This is a genomic window from Geodermatophilus sp. SYSU D00525 (assembly GCF_054050475.1).
The window spans coordinates 1-15,698 of sequence record NZ_JBJGZK010000028.1 but is presented as its reverse complement, the minus strand read 5'-3'; the positions used below and the strand labels follow the sequence as shown (position 1 = coordinate 15,698).

Here is a 15,698-nt window from a genome sequence, read left to right as displayed (position 1 = left end):
CCGCTCGGGGTGCCGCGCCGGACGCGCGTCCAGGGACCGGTCGTCAGGACTCGGCGCCCTCCTGCTCGGTGCTCCCGGCGCCGCGGTCCTGGTTCAGCCCGTCGGTGCCCGGCCCGCCGACGAGCGTGTCGTCGCCGTTGCCGCCGTCGAGCCGGTCGTCGCCGAAGCCACCCGAGAGCCGGTCGTTCCCGTTCTCCCCGGACAGCCGGTCGTCGCCGGCACCGCCGCAGACGACGTCGTCGCCGTTGCCGCCGGTGATGACGTCGTCGCCGCCGAGGCCCATGATCACGTCCACGCCGTTGGTGCCCTGGAGGACATCGGGACCGTCGTCCCCCTTGATCGTCGGGAGCAGGCCGTTGCAGCGCTCCTGCAGGTCGATCCCGATGACCAGCGGGTCGTGGTCGCTGGAGCGGTAGGCGTCCGGCGCGTACAGGGCCGGGTCACCGGTGTACTGGTACGCGAACGACTCGACCGAGTTGATGTTCCAGTGCGCCACGTCGGTGACCTTGTCCGCCAGGGAGCGGCTGGCCAGCGCGTGGTCGAGCGAGCCGGAGAGCTCGTCGAACACGTAGCTGTAGCGACCGGGGTCGAACTCCTCGCCGAGGTCGGTGAACCCGGCCTCGCGCAGGGCCTCGATCGGGTCCTCCTGCGAGTAGGCGTTGAGGTCGCCCTGGAGGACGACGTCGGTGTCGCCGGTCGACTCCGCCAGCTGGGCGGCGAACGCCGCCACCGACTGCGCCTGGCGGACGCGGTCGCCGTTCCACTGGCCCTGGCCGTCACCGTCGTCGACGTTGTCGCCGGTCGCGTCGCCGGTGCTCTTGGACTTGAAGTGGTTGGCGATGACGGTGAACGCGTCGCCGTCCTTGACGAAGGTCTGCGCCTGCGGCTCGCGGGCGTTGGACCACACGGCCTCGTCGACCAGCCCGACCGGGGCGCCGACCGTCTGGACAACGTCGTTGCGGTAGATGATCGCGTTGCGGATGACGTCGCGGTCGACGGCGTACAGCTCCTCCGGCATCGGCACATAGCTCCAGACCGGCGAGCCCTCGGCCTCGTTCAGCCGGCGGACCAGGTCGGTCAGCGCCGTGTCGGCGTTGCCCGGGGTCAGACCGGTGGAGTCGGTGTCCTCCATCTCGAGCAGGGTGACGACGTCGGCGCCGAGACCGCGGATGGCCGCGACCTCCTTGGCCGCCTGCTCCTCGAGCTCGGCCTGGCTGGTGGCGCCGCGGCCACCCCTGTCCTCGTCGAAGGTCAGGAAGTAGTTGAGCACGTTGAAGGTGCCCAGCTGGACGTCGCCGCCGACGGGCTGCGGCGCCGCCGGGCGGGTGTTCTGCGGTGTGAGGACGCCGGCGGCGCTGCCGTCGGCCGGCTGCAGGCGGTAGGTGCCGAAGCCCTCGCCGAGGACGAGCGGCTCCTGGAAGTCGAGGACGTCACCGACCCGCACCGGGGTGGTGGGCGACAGATACGGGCGGGTGGTCACCGAGACGCGGGCGCTGACGCCGTCGTCCAGGGTGATCTTGCGGAGGGCGTTGGACTCCGCCACGGCCTCGGCCTCGTCGGTGCCCGGGCGGGCGAGCTCGGTGGGCTGCACGAGCAGGCCGCCCTCGGAGAGGGTCAGCTCGCCGTAGCTGGTGAGGTCGTAGACCTCGCTGACCGTGAGCTCGTCGGCCGGGGCGACGAGCATGCCCTCGAGCCGCTCGCGGGCGGCGGCGTCGGCGGGGAGTTCCAGCGGCGTGGCCGCCGGGAGGTTCTCGGCGGTGCCGTCGGCGCAGACCGCGGCGGTCGTGCGCGCACTGATCTGCGTCTGGCCGCTGTACTCCTGCACCTGGCCGGTCACGGCGACGGTGTCGCCGAGGTCGACCGCGACGGAGCTGAACACGAACACGCCGTCGGAGGTGGCGGCGTTCCCGTCGCCGTCGGTGTCCTGGAGGTAGAAGCCCGACAGGCCCGGGACGTCGCCCACGACGACGCCACGAACGGTGACCTGTGCGTTGGCCAGCGGGGTGGCGGCGCCGGTGCCCTGGACGGCGCCGATCTCGTGCGTGGGCGTCGTCTCGCAGGAGCCGCTCGTCGTGGGCGGTGGCGTCGTGCTGCCACTGCCGTTCACGGCACCCTTGGTCGCGGTCGCCGGACGAGCCCACACGGAGACGCCAGAAGCGTCGAAGGTGCGCGACAGCGACTGCCCGACGAGGGTCGAGCTGGACTCACTGACACCGATGTTGGTGCTGGTCACCCCGGCCGCAGGTCCGTCGGCAGCCGTGAGGACACCCTCGTAGGAGATGAACTCGACGAGTTCGTCCCCCCGGACGAGCGCGATGCCGTCGGGGGCGCCGTTCTGGAGGCCGTCCCTTGGGTAGTCGATCACGGCCACGGCCGGCGCACCGGCGGGAGCGGTCACCGCAGGCAGGGCGTCGGTGTCGTAGACCTTGCCGTCGTTGCCGTTGTAGAGGACGACGGCCAGCCCTGCGGACGTGGCGCCGGCGGGGATCTGCACCTCGACGAACTCGCCGGTGTCGTCACCGGCGTTGTCGTAGTGGATCTCGGAGATGAACGGCGTGGTGGGTGCGGCCGACGCGGCGGTCGGGAGACCCGTGACGGCGACGGCCACGGCAGCGGCGCCGAGTGCCGCCCGGCGCGCGAGCAGGCGCCGGGAGCCGGTTGATGAGAGCACTGAGGACCCTTCGGACAGGTGCCAGGACGTGAGCGACGCTAAGCAGCCGCCGTGCACACTCCAACAACGGTTCGTAACGAGTAGGTGACCACCCGCACACACTGTGACCGGGATCACCGACATGTCGGCGTGTCCCCGAGTCGACACGCCGACACGGCGACATGACGCCGGAGCCGGCCGTTCGAACGCGTGTTCGATCACCGTGGCAGACTGCCGGGGTGGCAGGCGGGATGCAGCGGGGCAGGTCGCGGCCGTCGCTCGGTGAACGGGCCGCGGACTCCGGCGTCGCGGCGGCCCCGCCTCCCGAGCCCCCGCCCGCCCGGGAGCCGGCAGCGGGCCGGCACTGCTGGGTGCGCACCCCGCCCGGCGCCGACGGGACCGTCCCCGGCCTGCTCGTGGAGTGGCGCCAGTCCGCCGGCGGCTGGCAGGGCCGGGTCGCCTACGCCGTCCCCGGGCCGCACGGTCCGGTGCTCGTCGAGGCGTGGCTGCCGGCGGGCTCGCTGGAGCAGCGCTAGGGGTTTCCCGCCCTCTGCGACGGCTATGGCCTCCGGGACCGATCGACGACGCAGCGGAGGTACCGCGATGACCGAGCCCGACCGCCCGACCCTCGACGACGTGATGGACACCGAGGAGTCGGCACCCCGCGACCGCCAGGAGCACGGCAAGGCCGACCCCCGGCCCAACGACGACGCGCTGCAGTTCCGCACCGAGCAGGAGCGGCAGGCTGTCGGCTCCGACGACGCCGACCCGGCCGGCGCGGAGTTCCACTCCGCCACCGATTGACGCAGGACACTCCTGCCCCCACCCCTCGCTCCGCTCGGGGCGGGCCCCTGCCCGAGGGCCGGACAGCAGGAGGGCCGGACAGCAGGAGGGCCGGACAGCACGTCCCCTGTTCGGGGCGGGCGCCGACCGGCGCCCGCCCCTCAGCCCCGGCCCAGCGCGGTGCTGCGCCCCAGCAGCAGGGCCAGCACCAGCGCACCGCCGATGCCGGTGCCCGCGACCGCCACCGCGCCCGGCCACCCCGCCGTCGCCCAGGCCCGGCCGGCCAGCGTGCCGCCCACGGACGAGCCGACGTAGTACCAGAACGAGTACAGCGACGCGGCCTGCCCGACCGGCCGCTCCCCCAGCGCCGCCCGCGCGGCCACCCAGCCGCTGGCCACGCCGTGCGCGGCGAAGAAGCCGACCGTCAGGACAGCCAGCCCCGCGACGAACAGCGCCAGCGGCGCGGCGAGGGTCAGCGCGAGGCCCGCCACGGTCACCGCGAGCGCCACCGGGACCACCACCCGCCGCCCGGCCCGCTCGGCCAGGCCGCCGGCGACCGGCGAGGCCACCGACCCCAGCAGGTAGGTCAGGAACACCAGGCCGGCCAGCGCGGGCGACAGCCCGTACGGCTGTGCCTCCAGCCGGAACGTGCCCGCGTTGTAGACCGCGACGAACCCGCCCATCAGCAGCGCCGCCAGCCCGTAGAGACCCAGCAGCACCGGGTCGCCGAGGCCGCGGGCGAGCTGGTGCAGCACCGGCGTCTCCCGCGGCACCGCGACGAACCGGCGCGAGGCCGGCAGCAGCACCCGGACGGCGACCGTGCACGCCACCGCGAGCCCGGCGATGCCGCCGACCGCCGCCCGCCAGCCGCCGAGGTCGGCCAGGGCCCCGGCGACCACCCGGCCGCTGAGCCCGCCGATCGCCGTGCCGCCGACGAACAGCCCGATCGCCCGGGAGCTCACCGAGGCGTCCAGCTCCTCGCGCAGGTAGGCGACGCCGACGGCGGGCAGCCCGGCCAGCGCGAACCCCTGCAGGCCGCGCAGGACGAGCAGCACCTCCCACGCCGGCGCCACCGCCGTCAGCACCGCCAGGCCACTCGCGGCGGCCAGCGCCACGAGCAGCACCGGCCGGCGGCCGATCCGGTCCGACAGCGGGCCGAGCACGAGCAGCCCCAGCGCCAGCCCCGCCGTCGCCACCGAGACCGACAGCGTGGCCGCGGCCGGCGAGACGGCGAACGCGCGGGTGAGCTCGGGCAGCAGCGCCTGCGGGGCGTACAGGACGGCGAACACCGCGACGCCGGCCAGGAACACCGCTCCCGACGCGCGGCGCAGCGCCGGGTCGCCGGCCCGGTGCCCCCGCGGCAGCGGCTCCTCCCCGCCCGGTGCGGTGGCGGGCGGGGACGGCACGCGCCCATCGTGCCCGGGTGCTGGGATGGTCCCGTGCCCCGCCTCCGGCCCGATGACGTCGCCTGCTGGGTGGTGAAGACCGCCCTGCCCCCCGGCGCCGTCGTCCCCGGCTGGCGCCCCGGGGAGCCGGCGACGTTCTCCCGCTGCCTGCGCCGCTCCTACCGGCTCGGGCTCATGCGCCCCGGCGACGCGTGCCTGCTCTGGCTCAGCGGCCCCGACCGCCCGGGGGTGCACGCGACCGGGGAGCTCGCCGGGGAGGTCGGCGAGGACGCGGGCGGGCCGCTCGTCGTCGTCCGGCTCACCCTGCTCGCGGCCCCGGTGCCGCGCGCCGACCTGCTGGCCGACCCGGCCGCCCGCGACGCCGAGGTGCTGCGCATGCCGGCCGGCAGCAACCCCTCCTACCTGACCCGCGTGCAGCACGCCGCCGTCCTCGCCCACCTCGGCTGACCTCCCCGCACCGGCTGGGACCATGGGGTGCATGCCCGGCAAGCGGATCACCTGGGGCGCGGTCGCCTGGCTGCTGACCCTCCAGTTCTTCGTCGTCGAGACGATCGTGCAGGTGCAGTCGGTGCTGCCGTACTCGCGCTCGGCCGATCCCATCAGCGCCCTCGGTGACCCGACCCAGCCGGCGCACGCGCTGATGAACGCCTCGTTCGTGGTGCAGGCCGGGCTCATCGGCGCCGGGGCGGTGGCGGTGCTGCCGGTGCTGCGCGGTCGGGCGGCGCGCCCGGCGGTGGCGCTGCTCGGCGCGGCCGCGCTCGGGGTGCTGCTGGTCGGTGTCTTCCCCCGGCTGACCTCGCCGAGCCTGCACACCGCCGGCACGGTGCTGTACCTGGTCGGCGGCGGGCTCGGGCTCATCGCGCTGGCCTACGCGGTGCGGCCGTGGTCGGAGGCGCTGGGCACCACCGTCGTGCTGCTCGGCCTGTTCGCCACCGCGCTGACGGTCTTCTACGGCGCCGGGGTGGTCGAGCTGCTCGGCGAGGGCGGCACCGAGCGGGCCGCCGCGTACCCGCTGCCGATCGGGCTGGCCCTGGCCGGCGCGGGACTGTGGTGGCTCAGCCGGACCCGCGCCGAGCCCGACACCAGCCGCCCGACCCGGCGGCAGCTGCGGGCACGGGAGCGCGAGCGGGAGCGGCTGGAGCGGGCGCGGCGCGCGGCCGAGCGGGACGACGCGCTCGAGGCCGCCGCCCGCCGCGCCGACACCACCCGCGCGACCCCGGACACGGCCGCCGCCACCGACTCCCCCGCCGACCTCGACGACGACCTGGACCCCGACGACCCGTGGGCCGGCCCGCGCCGGCGCCGGGAGCGCTGACCCGCTCGCGTGCGTCCCGGGGCACGGCCACGATGGGGCCATGACCGCCGAGGAGACCGCTCCCACGCTGCAGGAGATCCCCGTCGAGGAGTGCCACCGGCTGCTGGCCACGCAGGAGATCGGCCGGCTCGGGGTGAACGCCGAGCACCACCCGCTGATCTTCCCGGTCAACTACGCGATGGACGGCACCACGATCGTCATCCGCACCGCCCCCGGCACGAAGCTGGCCGCCGCGGAACACGCCAACGTGAGCTTCGAGGTCGACGAGATCGACCGGCGCACCCGCAGCGGCTGGAGCGTGCTCGTGCGCGGCGTCGCCGAGGAGGTGGGCCCCGGGCACCGGGCCGACCTGGTCGCGCGCACGCGGGCCACGGGCCTCCGGCCGTGGGCGCCCGGTGAGCACGGGCACTGGGTGCGGCTGATCCCCACGGCGGTCACCGGCCGGCGGATCGTGCCCGGCGAACTGCCGCCCGCGGTGGACCCCCGCGCCTACCTCTGAGCGGCCGCCTCCAGCACCGGTTCCGGCTGCCGCACCCGGCCGCGGCGGCGGGACAGCGCCACCCCGGCCAGGCACACCGCACCCCCGGCGACGGCGAGCGCCGGGGGCACCTCGTCCAGCAGCGCCCACCCGAGGACGACGACCAGCGGCGGCACCAGGTACGTCGTGACGCCGAGCCGGCCGGCCTCGGTGCGGGCCAGCGCGTAGGCCCAGGTGCTGAAGGCCAGCGCCGTCGGCACCGCGCCCAGGTAGACCATCCCGAGCACCGACGACGCCGGCGCGGCGGCCAGGTCGGACACGAGCGCCCCGGTCCAGGGCAGGCAGCACACGGCCCCGATCGCGCAGGCGGTCGCGGTCACCTGCAGCGGCGGCAGCCGGCGCAGCACCGGCTTCTGCGCCACCACGCCGACGGCGTAGGTCACCGCCGCGACCAGGCACAGCAGCACGCCGAGCAGGTCGCCGCCGCTCCCCCGCCCGGCCACCCCGATGAGCAGCACGCCGGCGAAGGCGACGGCGAGCCCGGCGACCAGCCGGCGCGGGAAGCCCTCGTGCAGCCACACCCCGGCGAGGACCGCGATCAGGATCGGGCCGATGTTGACCAGCATCGCCGTCGTCCCGGCGTCCAGGTGCCGCTCGGCGGCGTTGAGGGCGACGTTGTAGACGGCGAACCAGCCCACCCCGCAGACCGCCAGCAGCCCCCACTCGCGGCGGGTGGGGGCGACCCAGCCGCGGCCGAGCGACAGCAGCGCGAGCACCGCCGTCCCGACCAGGAGCCGCCCCAGTGCCAGCGCGCCCGGGGACAGGTCGGCGCCGACGGCGCGGATGCCGATGAAGGCCGAGGCCCAGGCGAGGACGGTGACGGAGACGGCGGCGAGGACGGGCAGGGACACCGGACGGGGGGGCACCAGCCGACCGTAGGGGCCGCGCCCGCCCGCGCACCGGCGGTTTCCGGACCTGGCGCTGTCCCTGCGCAGATCGGCAGGGACGGCGCGTTCAGCCGCGGAGGTGCTCGGCGTAGGTCCGTCGCCCGCGCGCCGCCTGCGGCCCGGGGAGCACGCCGCCCTCCCGGAAGGCGGCCGACAGCCGGCCCGGCAGCGGGGTGGACACCACCCGCACCGAGGGGTCGCGGGCCGCCACCCACGTTTGGGCGAGGTCGGCGGCCGAGAGGTCCTCGGGCCCGGCGAACTCGACGACCTCCCCGCCGGACGGGGGCCCGGCGACGACCCCGGTGAGGAACCCGGCCGCCTCCCCGACGTCGACCGGCGCCGCGCTCCAGCCCATCGGCACGATCAGCACCGGCCCGCGGCGGGCGGTGCCGAGCATGTCGTCGACGAAGTCGTGCCACTGGGTGATCCGCACGATGGTCACCGGGAGGCCGGAGGCCAGGGCCACCTGCTCGGCGGCGAACTTGGCCCGGTAGTAGTTCCACGGCACCCGGTCGACGCCGACGATCGAGACGTGCACCAGGTGCTGCAGCCGGTCGCGGTCCAGCGCCTGCACCAGCCGCCGGGTGCCGGCGACGTCGACCTGCCACGGGTTGCCCCGCGGGTCGGTGGCGGCGTGCACGACCACCTCGGCGCCGCGCACCGCCGTCGCGAGGTCCCGGCCGGTGGCCAGGTCGGCGCGGACCCCTCCCGGGCCGGTCCCCCGCCTCGACACCTGCCGCACCTGGTGCCCCGCCGCCTGCAGCGACGGGACCAGGACCCGGCCCAGCCTCCCCGTACCTCCGGTGACCACGACGTCCATGGGTGCAGTCTGACCGGACCGGTCCTTATCGATCCACCGGCGTGCCGCGCGCCCCGTATCTCACGTGCGAGATACCGTCGTCGACCGTGACGGCGACCGAGCTCCCGGCCGAGACCACGACCACCCCTCTCTCCCCCTCCCCCGCGACGAGCGCCACCCAGCGCATCGGCCTGCTGGTCCGCGACGCGCGGCGGCACCGCGGGCTGACCCAGCAGCAGCTGGCCGAGCGCCTGGGCACCAGCCAGAGCGCGATCGCCCGGATCGAGCAGGGCGGGCAGAACCTCACCCTCGACCTGCTCGGCCGGCTGTCCGAGGCGCTCGAGAGCGAGCTGATCAGCGTCGGCCCGGCCGGCCCGACCCACCTGCGGGTCACCGGCGGCACGCCGCTGCGCGGCAGCGTGACGGTGAAGTCGTCGAAGAACGCCGCCGTCGCGCTGCTGTGCGCCGCGCTGCTCAACCGCGGCCGGACGACGCTGCGCAACGTGGCCCGCATCGTCGAGGTGGACCGGATCCTCGACGTGCTCCGCTCGATCGGCGTCTCGGCCACCTGGGACGGCGCCGGCCGCGACCTCACCCTCGTCGTCCCCGACGAGCTCGACCTGGCCGGCATCGACGCCGACGCCGCCCGCCGGACCCGCAGCATCATCATGTTCCTCGGCCCGCTGCTGCACCGGGCCCGCTCCTTCCGACTGCCCTACGCCGGCGGCTGCGACCTCGGCACCCGCACCGTCGAGCCGCACATGATCGCGCTGCGCCCCTTCGGCCTGGAGGTCGAGGCGCACGCCGGCGAGTACCACGCCACCGTCGACCCGCGGGCCACCGGGCGGCGCACCATCGTGCTGACCGAGCGCGGGGACACCGTCACCGAGAACGCGCTGTTGGCCGCCGCCCGCACCGAGGGCACCACGGTCATCCGCAACGCCAGCTCGAACTACATGGTCCAGGACCTGTGCCTGTACCTGCAGCTGCTCGGCGTCGGCGTGGAGGGCCTCGGGACGACGACGCTCACCGTGACCGGGCGGGCGGTGCTCGACGCCGACGTCGACTACACGATCAGCGAGGACCCGGTCGAGGCGATGAGCCTGCTGACCGCCGGCATCGTCACCGGGTCCGAGCTCACCGTCCGCCGCGCGCCGATCGAGTTCCTCGAGATCGAGCTGGCGGTGCTGGCCGAGATGGGCCTGCGGTACGAGCTGTCGCCGGAGTACCTGGCCGCCAACGGCCACACCCGCCTCGCCGACGTCACCATCCGCCCGTCGCAGCTCAAGGCCCCGATCGACAAGATCCACCCGATGCCGTTCCCGGGGCTGAACATCGACAACCTGCCGTTCTTCGCCGTCATCGCCGCCTCGGCCACCGGCTCGACGCTCATCCACGACTGGGTCTACGACAACCGCGCGATCCACCTGTCGGACCTGACCCGCCTGGGCGCCGACGTCCGGCTCATGGACCCGCACCGGGTGCTCGTCACCGGCCCGACCCGCTGGCGCAGCGCCGAGGTCGTCTGCCCGCCGGCGCTGCGGCCCGCGGTGTGCATCCTGCTGGCGATGCTGGCCGCGCGCGGCACGTCGGTGCTGCGCAACGTCGACATCATCGCCCGCGGCTACGAGCACCTCTACGAGCGACTGGTCGAGATGGGCGCCTCGATCGAGGTCTTCTCCGACTGATCCCGGCTCGGGGAGCGACACGCACGTCCCCCGGCCGGACGTGCGTGTCGCTCCCGTGCCTGAGCGCTCCTGGGCGGCGGGGCGGCTCAGTCCTCCGCCAGCACGACGCCGAAGCCGCGCACGGCCAGCCGCAGCAGCACCGGCCCGCCGCGCTGCAGGTCGGTGACCCGCGCGGCGGCCGCGGCCTCGAGCTGGGCCACCCGGCGGGCCAGCGCCCCGGGCCCCTCCAGGCGCGCCCGGTGCAGGACGGTCGTGTTGGCCCACACCCGGCGCCGCGACTCGCGCAGCAGCACCCGGGCCGCCGTCCGGTTGAGCCCCGCCATGACCCGGTCCACCGGCGTGCGGCGGCTGCCCGACGCCTGCAGGGCGAGGTCCTCGGCGGCCACCCGGCCGGCGAGCACCTCGTCGATGCGCTCGTGGTCGCGACCGCGGGAGTCCAGCAGCGGCGGGTCGGCGAAGTCGGCCGGGCCGATGACCCGCACCAGCGACTGCGGCAGGTCGAAGTTGATGTGCGCGTTCATGCCGAGCAGCACGTGCGCCTCCGGCCGGGCGGCCGGGTCGGTGCCGAACGCGGCCCGCCATGGCGCCGGCGGAGTGGCCGGGTCCCGGCGGTGCGCCTCGAGGGCGTCGAGGTAGAGCCCGGCGAAGTCGACGTCCCACGCGGTCACCCAGTCCGGGTCCTCGAACCGGCCGGCGTCGATCGCCGCGTTCACCGCCTCGGTGGTGCGCAGGTAGGTGCCGAGGAAGTGGCGGGCGGGGTCGCCGGCGGCGACGAGGGCGTCGAGCAGGTCCTGCATGCGGGCGACGAGCTCGTCCACCGGTGCGGTCACACCCGCGATCGTCCCCGCGGCGGCCGCCGCGCGCCCGTCACGCCTCCAGCAGGCCGGGCAGCCGGTCGAGGGCCGCGGTGAGCAGGTCCGGCAGGTCCCCGGCCTCGCCGGCCAGCCAGCCGGCCTGGGCGACCTCGAAGCAGGCGACGACGAGCTTGGCCAGCAGCAGCGCGTCCCCGGGCGGGACCTCGCGGGCGGCCAGCCCGTCGGCGAGGGCGGCCTCCCAGCGGCGCAGCTTGGCCGCCGCCCGCGACCGCAGCGCCGGCACCCCGGCCACCACCTGCTCGCGGGCGAGCAGCAGGTCGCGCAGCGGGGCCACCTGCCCGGCGATCGCGACGGCGGCCGCGCGCAGCGCCGCCCACGGGGACAGGCCGGGCGGGGCGTCGGCCACCGCCGTCGCGGCGGCGGCCAGCAGGTCGTCCTCGAGGCCGAAGAGCAGGTCCTCCTTGTCGGCGAACAGCCGGAACAGCGTGCTGCGCGAGACGTCGGCCGCCGCCGCCACCTGCCCGGTGCTCGTGGCGGCGTAGCCCTGCGTGGCGAACAGCGCCACCGCGCGGCGGGTCATCTCGGCACGCAGCCGCCGGCGCCGTCGCTGCGCGGCCGTCTCGGTCACCGCCACCTCCTGTTGACACGGCATCCCGTTCTGGCACAGAGTCTCACATCGGGACGACGTCCCGCGAGCCCCGGGAGGGACGATGGGCGACACCCGCACGGCACTGGTCACCGGGGCGACGTCGGGGCTCGGGCGGGCCGCCGCCGGGCACCTCGCCGCCACCGGGGAGTGGCGCCTGCTGCTCGGCGCCCGCGACGCCGCCCGCGGCGCCGCGGTGGCCGCCCGGATGGGGCCGCCGGCCGAGGTGGTCGACCTGGACCTGGCCTCCCTCGACGCCGTCCGGGCGGCCGCGGCCCGGGTCGCCGCCGGGGAGCCGCTGGACGCGCTGGTGCTCAACGCCGGCGTCCAGCTGCCGGTGGCCGACCGCGCCGGCGCCGACGGGTACGAGCTGACCTTCGCGGTCAACCACCTCGCGCACTTCCTGCTCACCGTCGAGCTCCTGCCGCACCTGGCGCCGGGCGCGCGCGTGGTCGTGGTCAGCAGCGGCACCCACTGGGGCACCTGGCGGAAGTCCGGCCCCTTCCCGGCGCCGCGCTGGGCCGACCCGCGCGAGCTGGCCCGCCCGCGCCGGGAGTCCGGGCAGCGCGCCTACGCGACGTCCAAGCTCGCCAACGTCCTCTTCGGCGCCGAGCTCGCCCGCCGGCACCCGGAGGTCGACGTCGCCGTGTTCGACCCCGGGCTGGTCCCCGGCACCGGGCTGCACCACCGGTACCCCGCCCCGGCGCGCGCGCTCTACACCGGCCTGGCGCCCCTGCTGGCCCGGCTGCCGTTCGCGTCGGGCGTCGACGAGGCCGCCGCCCGGCTCGCCGCCGCGGTCACCGGGCCGCACGGCACCAGCGGGCGCTACCTGGAGCGCGGCGTCGAGGCGCCGTCGTCCCCGGACAGCCGCGACCCCGGCCGCGCCCGCGAGCTGTGGGAGGCCAGCCTGGAGCTGACCCGCCCTCAGATCAGCGCGTCGTAGCCGTCGTCGGGGGGCAGCAGCCCGGAGTCGACCGGCGGGCGGTGCGGCTGGTCCAGCCCGCGCATGCGCGCGGCGTGCAGCGCCAGCAGCAGGTTCAGCCGCAGCGTGGGATCGGTGGTGAAGGGCCCGAGCAGCCGCTCGAGCTTGCCGATCCGGTAGCGCATCGTGTTGTAGTGGAAGTGCAGCCGGCGGGCGGACTCGGCGACGTTGAGGTTGGTCTCCAGGAGCACCCGCAGCGTCTCGCGCAGGTCGGCCGAGTCCGGGTCGGCGGCGTCGGCCAGCGAGCCGAGCACCTCGTCCACGTAGGAGCGCAGCTCCGTGCTGTCCGGGATGAGCGACAGCAGCCGGAACACCCCGAGCTGGTCGAAGTGGGTGACCGCGGCCGTCCCGTGGATCTCCTGCCCGACCCCGAGAGCCCGCTGCGCCTGCTGGTGCGCCTCGCCCAGCGCCGAGATCGACCCGGCGGGGCGCCCGATGCCGGTGCCGAGCACCCGGCCCACCCGGCGCACCCGCGCATTGACCCGCGAGGTCACCGCGGTCACCAGCGAGGTGATCTCCTCCGGCGTCCGGCCGTCCAGCGGCAGCACGGTGACGATCTCGGTGGACAACCCCGCGACGGCGGCGCCGCTGACCTCCGTCTCCAGCGCCGCCCGCCAGCCGTCGGCCAGCCGGTCCAGGACGTCGAGGGCGCGGGTGGGGTCGGCCGCCGGGTCGGCGGCGGTCTCGGTGGCGGTGACCAGGACGACGACGGGGCCGTCGAGCCGCCAGCCGAACGAGCGGGTCTGGGCCAGCGCCCGCTCGGTGTGCCGCAGTGAGCCGCCGACCAGCCGGCGGACCAGGTCGCCCTGGAAGCGCAGCTCCACCGAGTGCACCGCCTGCTGGCGGATCACCGACAGCGCCGAGACGACGGCGGCCCGCTCCAGCACGCCGCCGGCACCGACCACCATCTGGCCGCTGCGGTGCACCGCGACCAGCCAGCCGTGCCGCTGGTCGCCGGCCATGATCGGCGCGACCGCGTACTCCCCCACCCCGCCGGGCAGCTCGTGGTGGCCGGGGACGAGCAGGATGCCGTCGGCCGGGGACAGGTCGGCGTCGGCGAGGACGTCGGCGGGCGTGACGACGGTCTGGTCGGCGCGCACCCCGGACAGCCGGTGGGCCGGCGCCATCATGGCCAGCTCGTCCTCGGCCTCGGCGTCGAGCAGCCACAGCCAGTCGCTGATCTCGGCGACGTCGGCGGGCGGGCCGGCGCTGGTGACGATCTCCCGGTCGGGGCCGAGCCCGAGGACGGCGGCGCCCTCGAGGTAGGTGGCCAGCTGCTCGGTGACCTCGGCCAGGCCGCCGCCGCTCAGGGCGACGTCGATGAACTGGTCGTGCATGCGGGCGGAGACGGCCAGCGCCTCCCCCTGCCGGCGGACGACCGCGCCGAGCACCTCGGAGACCGCCTCGTCCATGCGGACGGCGGCCGGCAGCGCCACCACCGGGAAGCCGTGGCGCTCGGCCTCGGCGAGCACCTCGGCCGGCACCGGGGGCGGTCCCTCCGTGCGGCGGAAGGCCAGCGCGGCGGCGCCGACCTGCAGCAGCCGGTCCACCAGGGCGCGGGCCGCGGCGGCGTCGGCCGGGGGCAGCCGGGCGCCGAGGACGACGAGGACGTCGGGGCCGGCGGTGGCCAGCGGGGCGGCCGGGTCGTCGACGACCATGTGCCGGACGACGCGGCCGGTCCCGGCGCGGCCGGCGACCACCTCGGCCCCCACCAGGCGGGGCAGGCGCAGCGCCTCGTCCAGCCGCAGGCCGACGCGGTCGCGCCACCCGGCGCGCTCGTCGCGGGGCGGCACGGCGCGGGAGGGGAAGGAGCTCTGCCACCCGTGCGGCAGTTGCAGCGGCGCGGTCGGGTACATCGCCGAGGTCATCGGCGTCTCACTGTGAGTCACGACTCGCCCTCCTCCTCACCCGTCGTCCATCCTGAGTTGCGGGAATCTGGCAGGTGTGCCTGGACGGGCACCCCCATTCTTGGCCACATTCGCCATAAGAGGACGTGCGACGCGCCGCTTAGCTTCGAGCCAGTCGGTCCGTCCGCTGGATGGTAGGCGCTCCCCTGAGGTGGTGCGTCTCACCCTCCGGCGGCCGGTCCGAGGGGTGGAGGGGCCGAGGGGAAGGTCGCTCCGCTGTCCGACGGGGAAGGGCTGCCCAGATGCGCACCATCGACCACACGACCACCGGTTCTCCGAACGGCGTGCCGGGGCGCGCCGCCCGGGCCGGGGTCCCGACGATCCCCCTGCCCCGCTCGTCGGTGCAGGAGACCCTGCGGACCGCGTCGCCGGCACGCGCCGCCTCGGCCGTCCCGGCCTCGGCCAGCACGGGCGTGGCCGACCTGCTGCGCGGTCCCGTGCGCCCGGCCCGGGTGCTGATGAGCATGCCCGCCGCGGTGTACCTCCAGGTGCCCACCGAGCGCGGCAGCGACGTCGTCGGCGTCCTCACCAGTGACGCCGCCCGGCTGCCCCTGGGCTGCGTCCTCTTCCGGCCCAGCAACGGCCGTCCCCTCGTCGCGCTGCCCAGCGGTGCGCCCGCCGAGGTCGGCGGCGGCCGGATCGTCGTCGGCGACCTGGTCGTGCGCGCCGCGGCCTGGTGGGACCCGCGGCCGCGGCTGCCCAGCCCGCGCCCGGCGCTGCTGCCCGAGGGCGTGCGCCAGCTGCGCACCACCCTCTACGGCGAGGGCGTCCCGCACAGCGCGTTCACGCTGCCGGGCCTGCCCGCCGGCCCCGGCGGCCCGCTGGCCGCGCTGCGGGGCGCGGTGCGCCGGGCCGACCTCGACGCCGCGCTGCGCACCGCCGCCCGGCTGATCGGCCTGGGCCCGGGGCTCACCCCGGCCGGTGACGACGTCATGGCCGGCACGATGGCCGGCCTGGTGCTGCTGCGGCACCCGGCCGCCGAGCGGTTCGCCGCCGGCGTCTACTCGCTGGCCGCCGGCCGCACCACCGAGCTGTCCCGGGCGCTGCTCCGGCACGCCGCGGCCGGCCGGGTCAGCGGCGAGTACGCCGCGGTGCTGCAGGGCCTGGTCGGCGAGCGCCCGCTCGGCCCGGCCATCGAGGGCCTGCTGGCCACCGGCTCCACCAGCGGCCGGGCGATGGCGCTGGGCCTGTGCACCGCGATCGACCTGGTCGACCGCACCACCCGCGTGCGCTGACCGCCCGAGCAACGGCAGCGGCCCCCTCCCCGGCCGGGGAGGGGGCC

General features: G+C 76.3%; 15 protein-coding genes. 8 read left to right on the top strand and 7 right to left on the bottom strand.

Annotated features, from left to right (window positions below):
• Positions 1 to 43: 43 nt before the first annotated feature.
• Positions 44 to 2,671 (bottom strand): ExeM/NucH family extracellular endonuclease, encoded by a 2,628-nt coding sequence (locus tag ACI796_RS19190; RefSeq protein WP_456942816.1) that lies wholly within the window; start codon positions 2,669 to 2,671, stop codon positions 44 to 46.
• A 350-nt stretch (positions 2,672 to 3,021) separates the two neighbouring features.
• Between ACI796_RS19190 and ACI796_RS19185 the strand changes: the two genes are divergently transcribed.
• Together ACI796_RS19185 and ACI796_RS19180 are read left to right on the top strand one after the other, a co-directional pair.
• Positions 3,022 to 3,186, top strand: coding sequence for a hypothetical protein (locus ACI796_RS19185; protein ID WP_456938974.1), 165 nt, complete (start codon positions 3,022 to 3,024; stop codon positions 3,184 to 3,186).
• A gap of 67 nt (positions 3,187 to 3,253) precedes the next feature.
• A complete protein-coding gene (locus ACI796_RS19180) occupies positions 3,254 to 3,454 on the top strand; it encodes a hypothetical protein (protein WP_456942815.1) in 201 nt (66 codons plus the stop codon).
• Positions 3,455 to 3,594: 140 nt separating this feature from the next.
• Here ACI796_RS19180 and ACI796_RS19175 read toward each other — a convergent pair whose 3' ends face one another.
• Positions 3,595 to 4,839 (bottom strand): MFS transporter, encoded by a 1,245-nt coding sequence (locus ACI796_RS19175; RefSeq protein ID WP_456942814.1) that lies wholly within the window; start codon positions 4,837 to 4,839, stop codon positions 3,595 to 3,597.
• 33 nt (positions 4,840 to 4,872) lie between these two features.
• Here ACI796_RS19175 and ACI796_RS19170 point away from each other — a divergent pair, with 33 nt between their 5' ends.
• Genes ACI796_RS19170 through ACI796_RS19160 form a run of 3 tightly spaced genes read left to right on the top strand, consistent with a single transcriptional unit; the run spans position 4,873 to position 6,653 of the window.
• Complete coding sequence (locus ACI796_RS19170; protein WP_456942813.1) at positions 4,873 to 5,286, top strand: hypothetical protein; 414 nt, start codon at positions 4,873 to 4,875, stop codon at positions 5,284 to 5,286.
• Between the two features lie 31 nt (positions 5,287 to 5,317).
• A complete protein-coding gene (locus ACI796_RS19165) occupies positions 5,318 to 6,154 on the top strand; it encodes a DUF998 domain-containing protein (protein WP_456942812.1) in 837 nt (278 codons plus the stop codon).
• Between the two features lie 40 nt (positions 6,155 to 6,194).
• Positions 6,195 to 6,653, top strand: coding sequence for a pyridoxamine 5'-phosphate oxidase family protein (locus tag ACI796_RS19160; RefSeq protein WP_456942811.1), 459 nt, complete (start codon positions 6,195 to 6,197; stop codon positions 6,651 to 6,653).
• Here ACI796_RS19160 and ACI796_RS19155 read toward each other — a convergent pair.
• Entirely contained in the window at positions 6,644 to 7,558 is a 915-nt protein-coding gene (locus ACI796_RS19155; RefSeq protein ID WP_456942810.1) for a DMT family transporter, read from the bottom strand. The genes ACI796_RS19160 and ACI796_RS19155 overlap by 10 nt on opposite strands.
• An 88-nt stretch (positions 7,559 to 7,646) precedes the next feature.
• Complete coding sequence (locus ACI796_RS19150; RefSeq protein ID WP_456942809.1) at positions 7,647 to 8,399, bottom strand: SDR family oxidoreductase; 753 nt, start codon at positions 8,397 to 8,399, stop codon at positions 7,647 to 7,649.
• A gap of 86 nt (positions 8,400 to 8,485) precedes the next feature.
• On the opposite strand from ACI796_RS19150, the gene ACI796_RS19145 reads away from it, so the two are divergent.
• The gene (locus ACI796_RS19145) at positions 8,486 to 10,066 is read left to right on the top strand and encodes a helix-turn-helix domain-containing protein (protein ID WP_456942808.1); all 1,581 of its coding nucleotides are present in this window, start codon (positions 8,486 to 8,488) and stop codon (positions 10,064 to 10,066) included.
• Positions 10,067 to 10,152: 86 nt separating this feature from the next.
• Here the strand turns inward: ACI796_RS19145 and ACI796_RS19140 are convergent, their stop codons facing one another.
• Both ACI796_RS19140 and ACI796_RS19135 read right to left on the bottom strand, forming a co-directional pair.
• Positions 10,153 to 10,896: a DUF5995 family protein gene (locus tag ACI796_RS19140; protein WP_456942807.1), complete on the bottom strand. Its 744-nt coding sequence runs from the start codon at positions 10,894 to 10,896 to the stop codon at positions 10,153 to 10,155.
• A gap of 37 nt (positions 10,897 to 10,933) precedes the next feature.
• Positions 10,934 to 11,509 carry a TetR/AcrR family transcriptional regulator gene (locus ACI796_RS19135; RefSeq protein ID WP_456942806.1) on the bottom strand — a complete coding sequence of 192 codons (576 nt, stop codon included), beginning with the start codon at positions 11,507 to 11,509 and terminating at the stop codon, positions 10,934 to 10,936.
• Between the two features lie 82 nt (positions 11,510 to 11,591).
• Between ACI796_RS19135 and ACI796_RS19130 the strand changes: the two genes are divergently transcribed.
• Entirely contained in the window at positions 11,592 to 12,470 is an 879-nt protein-coding gene (locus ACI796_RS19130; protein WP_456942805.1) for an SDR family NAD(P)-dependent oxidoreductase, read from the top strand.
• On the opposite strand, the gene ACI796_RS19125 is transcribed toward ACI796_RS19130, so the two are convergent.
• A complete protein-coding gene (locus ACI796_RS19125) occupies positions 12,452 to 14,398 on the bottom strand; it encodes a PucR family transcriptional regulator (protein WP_456942804.1) in 1,947 nt (648 codons plus the stop codon). The genes ACI796_RS19130 and ACI796_RS19125 overlap by 19 nt on opposite strands.
• 260 nt (positions 14,399 to 14,658) lie before the next feature.
• On the opposite strand from ACI796_RS19125, the gene ACI796_RS19120 reads away from it, so the two are divergent.
• Complete coding sequence (locus tag ACI796_RS19120) at positions 14,659 to 15,651, top strand: DUF2877 domain-containing protein (protein WP_456942803.1); 993 nt, start codon at positions 14,659 to 14,661, stop codon at positions 15,649 to 15,651.
• Positions 15,652 to 15,698: the final 47 nt, after the last annotated feature.